This is a genomic window from Pseudomonadota bacterium (assembly GCA_039714795.1).
Classification (GTDB): Bacteria; Pseudomonadota; Alphaproteobacteria; order JAGOMX01; family JAGOMX01; genus JBDLIP01.
Genome location: JBDLIP010000067.1, coordinates 1 through 9,429, shown reverse-complemented (window position 1 = coordinate 9,429; position 9,429 = coordinate 1). Strand labels below are relative to the sequence as shown.

Below are 9,429 nucleotides of genomic sequence, written 5' to 3'. Positions count from 1 at the left end.
TGCTTTATTTACTTGTTGGAGGCTTGGAATTTTACCAGCTGAACCTACGCTGTTCGCCTACCTAAAATTCAGATTACCCACTCAAAACGCAAAAGAGCCAATTTAGAGTGGCATAGCTATCTTTTGGTTGAAATTGAAAAGCTTAGTGTTGCAAAGTTGAAAACTTTGACGTGATTTATACTTCAACGACACTGACTTAAGCTGAACAATTACAACTCAAGCCCGTTAAAATGCTTATAAAACACCATGGAACAACGATTCAATATTAGCGGTGTGAATTCCCAAAACGCCTTTTAAGATTTCAATTCTTTCTTTTGTTTTCACTTTTCTGCCGCCGCTTGCAACAATCAAATTTCTTACATGCTGACAAACTGCTGCAAAATTTTCCGGTGCAATATCTTCCAGGACTTCAAGCACTTTTCGATCATTGTACCGAAGTATTAACTCCATGAGAGCGTCGCACAATTCTTGTGGATCATCGGTGGCAGAGTTTCGAATCATCTCGAGACACTTTAAGCGTTGTCCATACCTCAGCTGGTGAATTGAAGCACAAAATGCTTGTGGATTTTTGGGATTGATGGCGACAATAAGCTCACAAGCCTTGAAAAAATCGTAACGAAAATCCTTGACCAATACCGTTAAGGCTTTGCAAAAGCCTACACGTTTTGCAGCATCGATGGAGTCTACCAATTGGTATATTTTAGGAATATCTCCAGAATCAGCATCTGAGGCATCAATTAGAATTTGTGTTGCCTCTTTCAAATTTTTGATCTTCTCAAAACCCATGGCTTTGATTAATTTTAAAACCTCAGAAATATCAGCGCCTGATTTGGCTTTGGGTAGCAGTTTTTTAACTATTGCTACATAGGTATCCAGTGCCTCAAGATCGATTTCCCTAACGCCATTTATCAAATCACGAATCTGATAGCCTGACCATGAAGGATCACGCAAAGCCATAACAGCTTTGCAGACAGCGTCAAGATCTTTTGATTTTACCTTACTCAGAGCCGGTATAATGGTTTGGAGATCATATATATCATAAATTTTGCCAGAGTCGTCAGGCATCAATTCTTTAATTTTGTTGCAAACTGCGATGGGATCGCTCGGCTGCGCTTCTTTTAAACATCTCACAAGGTCAGCTACGTTGTAATTAGTCATAGAATTAGAGATTAAAGGCCGCACCGCTTGACTATAAATTTCTGCCTGCTCAATAGAAAGATCCTTGATGACATTTAGAAGATTGTCATGTAACCCCGGATCTTTGGAAGGTGCGAGTGCTGCAGCTATTTTAAGATAATCTTCAAGCCTCTCAAGAGAAATTGATTGAGCAGTTTCGACAATATTGGACATTAGATAATTTCCATTCACTTTGTCTTTGAACGTTTTCAAAATTCTGCAAAACTCTGCTCGGTTTTTAACTCTTGTCAGTGATTTTAGAAGTGTGTTGATTGCCGGTAGGTTTTGGGTATCGCACAGCAAAGCTGTTTGTTTAGAGATTTCAATCCATGAGTTTGAATCTAATTTTGTTAATTCTAAGAAAAAGCAATCTTTATTACGATCATCATGACTTTTCTTGAAAGAAAATAAATCGCCAATTTCTTTGAGTTTTTGCAATTCATTTTTATTCCTTTCTTTGAGATTCTGAATGCTATAGAATTCCTTTTTGCTAAGCTTGATTCCCCAGGCTTGAATAACTTGAATAAAGAGTTCAGGGTTCTTTGGTTTTATGGCAGCAAGGTTTGAAAGGATCGAAAGCGCATCTATCTGAGGAGTTGCAAGCTTGCTTACAATTTGGCAGAAGATGGAGATATCAGAGGGTTGAAAGTCCTTTAGATGTTTGCAAATTTGCCTTGTATTATAGCTATAAGTTTGTTTTCCCAGCAGCAACATGATGGCCTCAAAGGTTTTGTTGGGATCTTTGGGATTTATTGCCTTGATGAGGCTGAGTATGGCTTTAAGATCATATGAGCCATAAGAATCCGGAAGCAATTTTTTGATCTTCTTACAAAATGCTGCAATATCACCATAGTTTACCTCCTGAAGTTCTTGTAATACAGAATTAACCTGATAGCTTTCTGGTACAAGAGAGAGGATTTCCTGGCAAAATTTTACCAAATTAGGCGGATTAAGTTGTTTAAGAAGTTTGATGAGTTCTGCAGTTGCTATTCCATAACTGTCTGTATCTATGAATGTCTTGACAGCGTTAGAAACCGGAATGAGCTCATCAGTTGTAATGTCACTAAGAGCGGTTAGAATGGCTAATATTTCTGCTTCAGGTGATTGGGCAGTTACCAATTGTTGCGTGGCTGCGCATAGAGTCATAGGGTCTTTAGGGTTAAATTCAGCAAGCTTTGTGATAAAATTTGTTATAGAGCGTTCTTGTTTTGCACTTATAACCAACAATGTTGCTGGTTTAAAATATTTTTGTAGATGATTTCGATCTGTGTTAGCTAATTTTTTCAAAGCATATTTGATATTCCAACCAGGATCATTATCTTTATTGAATGAACCTAGGAAGACTTCGGTAAATTCCGTAGGGTCTTCTGGGTTTATTTTATTCATGTACTCAATTATTTCCTGTATTTCCTGCAAATAGGAATAATTTGATGTACTTTTAATCAACGAATTAATTTTTTCAATTGCTGCAAAAAATCGTTCTGGGTCATTGTGGGTGCTTGCAGCCATTACCTTCAAAAGACTCAACAGGCGACCATCTGTGCCCCCGTACTGAGTTGCTATTTTAAAGCAAATTGCACGGTTTTTGGGCATGATATTTTTAAAGGCCTGGAGCAATTTTGGAACATAGTGGAGTATAACCTTAGAACTAAGCCTGCCAGCCATCTGCCAAAATTGCTCATCCTGCTCTTTAAATTCCATAATGCTCTTCAAGATTTTTTGCAAATCCCAGATATATAGTTGTTCTGAGCGTGATTCCAGAAAATTCTGGGCGATCCGACAGTGGCGCTCAATGCCAATTCCTGAAGAAGTAAACACATCAAATGTTTGGGTTACATCGTAAGCAGAAATTCCTTCTGGGAAATATTGCTTGATAAGAGCAGCAATTATTGTCCGGTCTTTAGAACTGATCTCGCCGATTTTGGTTAGACCGCGAAGATAGTCCTGGAAGGTTATCGATTCGTTGGATAAGTTCTGCATAATATCAAAATAGCTTTTAAAGTCTTCTTTAGTCATTTCCGGTAGAGCTTTAATTTCGAAACTCTCTATAAATTGAACAAGATTATACAGATAGATTTTATCGTTACCGTCCTTTTTGTAAGAATCATATGCCTTATAAACTTCAGCGATTTTTTCTAAGTGCTCGTAAGGGATTTCAGTAAGTTTTATAAAATAAAATAAGCTATCAATATCTTCGGAATTTTTAATTAATAAACCTAAAAAATTAGAGAAAACCTCAATATTTTTCGAGTCTATTTTACTTAGCGCCTCAATAAATTTTAATCCTCCACAGCAATTTCTTGGAAGAGATTCAGTTATGGTCTGGAGGTGTTTTATGTATCCGTCTGGTAATTGTTCTAAGGCATCAAAAATTTCTTTTATTTGCTCATATCCTGCTGTTTTTGAGATAAGTTTTGCATAAATTTCAACTATGTGTTTTTTATTATCTCCTAGTTTTTGAATTCGATCCATGAGGTAGATAATACTGCTTCCATTCATATTATCGTGGAGAGATTTTTTTGTCAGATTAATAATCTTAGTTACGTCTGCTGTAGTAGTTAATAGCTTCTGTACTGCTTTTGCAATTATTTTTATATCCCATACACTCATACTATTGTTGAGCAGCTGTTTGGTAAACTCTATACACTTGCTCTGTGGGTTTGGAACGCCTATCAGATTTTGCACTAATCTGAAAATGTCAATGACATCCCTGGCCTGCATTTTATCAGTGATAAATTCTTTGGTTATTTTTGCAATTTTAGCCTTCTGCTCTTCATCGCCAGCTAAATTTTGTAGAGCGGTTACTACTTCCATTATGTGTGCGTATCCTATGACATCAACAAGCTCACTTGCGATCTGAAAAGTACTTGCAGTCAGTTGTGATTCGCTATCTTTGGGGTTGACCTCTTCTCCAGTGATACCTTTATGCATGATCTCATAAAGCTTTTTAATTTCTGGGTATTGCACGAAGTGCCCTGGCATAATATGGCTTTCCTGCTGCAACCAATCAGCTATGACTGCTGTTGTTGTTCTTGTCATTGCTTGATGAAATAGTTTTTCTTTTTCAGCATTTTGAAAACGGGAAAAAGATTTGGCCTTGAAATTTTCTGGATTGAAAAGTAAGTCAGGATGTAAGCAAAGGCGAAACTCAGGAATAAGACTTTGTTTTTTGCAGGTGTTAATTTCAAATGATTCTGGCTCAGCAAGCGAAGATAACCTATTTTGTTCTTTGATTAATCTGTGCAGTGTATATAAGGTTGAGCTTGTTTTTTGCTGTTGAAAAACGCTTTCTTCATCAATCATCATTTCGTAGGGAGATCCACCACCATGGGCCGAATAGGAATATTGACGCAAAACCTTGGGGTTAATAGACAAAGAGAAGAGAACGCTGTTGCCCATTTCCTGACCCAAATAAGTCAAATATTGTTGAAATAGTGAATGGAATGGAGAGAATTGTGGATCAACAAATCCTGATAGAGTCATAGCCTCTAAATATCTAAAATATATGTCCTGAGATTCAACACTGTGATCATTCAGTAGATATTCAATACTATTTGATGTTGTTTGGGTTGTCTGTCTTCCCGCTGTCAACACATAATTAGCACACATGACAAGAGAATTTATTCCACGAGCGTAGTCTGAATATCCATATTTTTCTGAAACTTCGCCAATATTATCGTAATTTGCAAAATAGAGATCTGTTCCCCTTAGGGCTAACTGATCTTCAAGTGGATTCAGCATGAAAAACTTTCTAAGGTATGTAAAAACACGTGTAAGATTATTTTGTCCAGCATTGGATGCATGATAAAATACAGGCCAGTTTTGTTCCGATTCCCACTCAATGACATCTGCAAGCAGTTGCAAATCGGTATCCAGGAAGGAGATTTCCCTTTTGAACTCAGCTTTTTCTGCATATTTTTGTTCATACTCAGTTGAATTGAAGCGTTTTAAGTATACTCTTAGATTTTCAATATCTGCTTTTCTTTGATCATTCTCAAAATCAGCTTTATCTTTATAATCTGGTCCTAGGACCATACGTAAATGGAAGCGAGTTAAACTCTCAGGGATAGACCTGTTCCACAAATCGGGAGAGTTTGGGTCAAAAGATTCAGGAGTTGCCGGTGTTTTCGGGGGTTGCGTCGATTGTGCTGGTACGGTAACTTGCTCTTCTTTCTTTGCAAATTTTTCCTTCAGTTCAATCAAGGTCGATGCGTGCGCTGCAACGGCTTCAGCAAATTGCCTTTTGGCGATTTCTAGCGTGGTGACTTGTTCGCCAGAAGCATTTTGCCCGAATGAAATGTGCTGTGACTCTTTAGTTAATGCATCAATCTTTGTTATTAGCTCTTTTCTATCGTTAACCCCTTTATCTAAATTTTCAACATTAAGTTCCCAGTGGATAGAGCTATTTTCGTGATCTTTTATTTTTATCTTTGAATCTCTGTCTCCTGCAAAATACAATCTATTTTTGTATTGACGAATTTCTTTATGGAAAGGAGTAATTTTATTATTTTCCTGCAAATGTTGCAAAAATGCTTTTCCTGATTCGGTACATAAAGTTTTAAAAAGCGGGTCATATATTGATTCAGTTTCGCTTAGCTTTGGATTTGATTGCTGGCAAGCTTTAAGCAGCTTTTCAACCTTGTACCACTTGAAATGCTGATATTCTTTAGAGTGGTGATCTGTGGCCTGATTCATTGCTTTTAAAAGTACCTCCGGGGCAATATACCCCACTTTTTGCCAATACATTCGGTGCAGCAAGTGTTGTTCAGAGGATTTTTCTGTGATGGTATCGATAAAAGGCAGATGTTGCAAAATGCTTGCATGAGGTGCGTAAAGATCATTTGATTCTTCTTTTGCTTCTCGAGCGGCTGTGTGAGCCAAACTTTCAAATCCAGAAATGGCTGCGTCTTCAGCATCACTTGCTCCTCCAAGATTGCACAATCCTCCTGTGTTTCTTTCACCAAGCAAGATATGAACCTGTCCTTCAATTTCGGTGTAGTGCAGAATACCCGCAGCGGTTTTACCAGCTTCAGGTTTAAACGTAAGAGCTGCCGGGACAGATTTAACGCTTTTGATATGCTCTAGATTGTCAATAACGGCATTGATTGTTTGGTATCTCTGTGCATGACAGGAAGAGACAAAAGGAGAAATTGTTTGCAAAGCAAAGCTTGCAATAACGATATAAGAGATATATTTTTTACTGTTCATAATAGAAACTCAAAAATTAACTAAACATATTCTATTATATAATGATATTACTTGTAATTTGCAATGTATTGATCTTGGTTTTTTAACGAAAAAGTAACTGGATCTATTCTAGCATAGATTAAATATTAAAAAAATAAGGAGCTCTAAAATGGCAAAAATTCTCTGTGTTCTCTATGATGATCCTGTAGCCGGATATCCTAAATCCTATCCACGTGCAGACATTCCCACCCTTGAGCGTTATCCTGATGGCATGGCCCTGCCAACGCCCAAACAAATCGATTTCACACCAGGTGAGTTACTGGGCAGTGTTACCGGTGAGCTTGGCCTGCGCCAGTTTCTTGAAGGACTGGGGCATACCTTGATCGTTACATCGGATAAAGATGGCTCTGATTCTGTTTTTGAAAGGGAGCTCCCCGATACAGATATTGTCATTTCACAGCCCTTTTGGCCTGCTTATCTCACCTCTGAGCGAATTGCAAAAGCAAAAAACTTAAAGCTGGCCATTACCGCAGGTATTGGCTCTGACCATGTTGACCTGCAAGCGGCAATTGAAAAAGGTGTGACCGTGACAGAGATCACTTTTTGTAACAGTATCAGCGTCGCCGAACATATCGTCATGGCAATTCTTGCCTTAACTCATAATTACATTCCTTCTTATCAGTGGATCCTTAAAAAAGGGTGGAATATCGCTGATTGTATTTCAAGAGCCTATGATCTAGAGGGCATGACCGTGGGGTCAGTTGCAGCAGGGCGAATTGGGCTTGCAACTTTGAGACGTTTAAAACCTTTTGACGTTAATCTACATTATTCAGAGCGGCATCGTTTGCCTGAAAGCGTTGAAAGAGAGCTAAACCTAACCTATCATCCCACGACAGAGTCTCTCGTTTCGGTGTGCGATGTTGTAACCGTCAACTGCCCCCTACACGCCGAAACGGAACATTTATTCAATGATGACTTGATCAATAAAATGAAACGCGGGGCTTACCTGATTAATACGGCTCGCGGCAAAATTTGTGACCGAGATGCAGTCGTTAGAGCTCTTGAAAGCGGCCAACTTGCAGGATACGCTGGTGATGTTTGGTTCCCGCAACCAGCACCTAAAGATCACCCCTGGAGAACTATGCCGCATCACGGTATGACGCCGCATGTGTCAGGTACTACTCTTTCAGCGCAAGCCCGTTATGCCGCAGGCGTGCGCGAGATTTTGGAATGTTGGTTTGAGCAACGGCCAATTCGCGAAGAATACTTGATTGTTGATCAAGGCAAACTTGCCGGAATGGGGGCTTATTCCTACATAGCAGGGGATACGACAAGGGGTTCACAAGAGGCAGAGCGATTTAGATAGGTATACTCCCGTGAAATCAAAACCTCTAGTTTAATGATAGCTACCAGCTTGCAGTTTACAAGTGTAAATGAGCACTTCGAGCGTATTAGGAAACAGAGGTTTTGATTTCATTTCGGTATATAGCTATCTCTCACCCGCTCGGGATAATGCCACCCGGGTCAAGATGGGGCCAAGGAGTTCAAAAAAGACGGTGGAGCCAAGGACAATAGGCAAAATTGTCTCACGCAACTCAGGAAAGACCTGGGTTGCAACCAAAGCCATTCCTATGGCAACTCCTGCCTGAGGCATAAGTGCAAGCCCCATCCAGCGTTTCACAATGGGGTCGCAATGAGATACCATAGCGCCACTCCATGCTCCTAGCCATCCACCAATAAAACGAAGAACAATATAAGCAGTACCAATAAAGCCTATTTGGGTGAATGATTCTAGGTGGAGAGCAGCCCCTGAGAGAATGAAGAATAAAACCATAAAGGGCCATGAAATTTCTTCGATGGCATGAAATGGCCGGTTATGGTGCTTTGCCAGGTTAACAATAACACCACCCATAATTATGCAGGCTAGAATAAAAGAAGCTTGAATCCAGATGGCCACGCCTGAGCACAGAAAAACCAATCCAAGGGCTTCAATTAAAGTAGGTTCACCTGGTTTTACGCGCCCTGTTAAAAAAGCCATGGGAATTCCCAAGCCAATGCCAATCAACAAAGCGCCCCCTAACTCCCACAGGCTGTGTAGGACTACATTGGGTGCTCCAGGGAGATGAAGAGATGAGCAAATGGCAAGGGTTACACTAAAAAGAATCAGAGCCCAGGCGTCATCGATAGCAACAATTCTAAGTAGAATTTGGCTAAAGCGACCTTTGGTTTCTAGTTCATCGACGACAGCAGCGGTTGAAGCAGGCGCTGTAGCCGCAGCAATCCCAGATAATAGTAAGGATATCTGAAGGGAAGCCCCAGCAGCAAGTAAACCAGTAAATACCACCAAAGCAACCACAAGGACTTTTGCCACAGAGATCCAAACGACCTCTCGGCCATAGCTTGCAAATGACGATATCGTCAGCTTGCCACCGAGCAAGAAGCCAATCATCGCAAGAGCTATATTAGCAACAGGGGTATACCAAAGTTCAACTGCTTGAGGTAATAAATTCAAAACGGATGGACCAATAGTAAGTCCCATCAGGATTAAGAGGCTCACCCTTGGCAGACGGGTTTGGCGACCCACAGCGTCTGCCGCTAATCCGAGCAAGAAAACGCTGCCCAATGCAACTAGAATAAGTCCAGAGTTTTCCATAGCCAACGCTTCTTGTTATATTGCTGCATGGATATATCATAGCGGTTTCATCCACTTTTGCCAAAAGTTACGATGGCTGGGTAGTCAGTGGTCAGCACAATAAACTAGAGGTTTTCATTTCTCGCGAGTATGTCAGCAATAAATTCAGTCCATAGCAAAGGGTTAATGGGCGCTACCGGAAGGCATTAGAGTTAACAAACTGATTACAAAGGACTTTTTATGCAAAATTTTTTTAAAATTTTATGCTTGCGTTTACAAAAAAATGCGGCTAGTCTCCAAGAGTAAGCGTGGCAGGCAAGGTGTAAAAGGCACCGCAGTCAGGTAAGCCGAGACCGTTACCGGCCCCGGCTCCCTTAAGAACCGTACGTGCGACTTTCACCGCATACGGCTCAAGCCTTTCAAAGGCCTATTCG

Annotated in this window: 3 protein-coding genes; 1 reads left to right on the top strand and 2 read right to left on the bottom strand. The window is 40.1% G+C overall.

Annotation, left to right across the window (positions count from 1 at the left end; genetic code table 11):
• Positions 1-234 precede the first annotated feature (234 nt).
• Positions 235-6,384, bottom strand: a complete 6,150-nt coding sequence (locus tag ABFQ95_05705; protein MEN8237019.1) for a hypothetical protein — start codon at positions 6,382-6,384, stop codon at positions 235-237.
• Between the two features lie 148 nt (positions 6,385-6,532).
• Here ABFQ95_05705 and ABFQ95_05700 point away from each other — a divergent pair, with 148 nt between their 5' ends.
• Entirely contained in the window at positions 6,533-7,729 is a 1,197-nt protein-coding gene (locus ABFQ95_05700) for an NAD-dependent formate dehydrogenase (GenBank protein ID MEN8237018.1), read from the top strand.
• 123 nt (positions 7,730-7,852) lie between these two features.
• On the opposite strand, the gene ABFQ95_05695 is transcribed toward ABFQ95_05700, so the two are convergent.
• Positions 7,853-9,016, bottom strand: a complete 1,164-nt coding sequence (locus ABFQ95_05695) for a cation:proton antiporter (protein ID MEN8237017.1) — start codon at positions 9,014-9,016, stop codon at positions 7,853-7,855.
• Positions 9,017-9,429 lie beyond the last annotated feature (413 nt).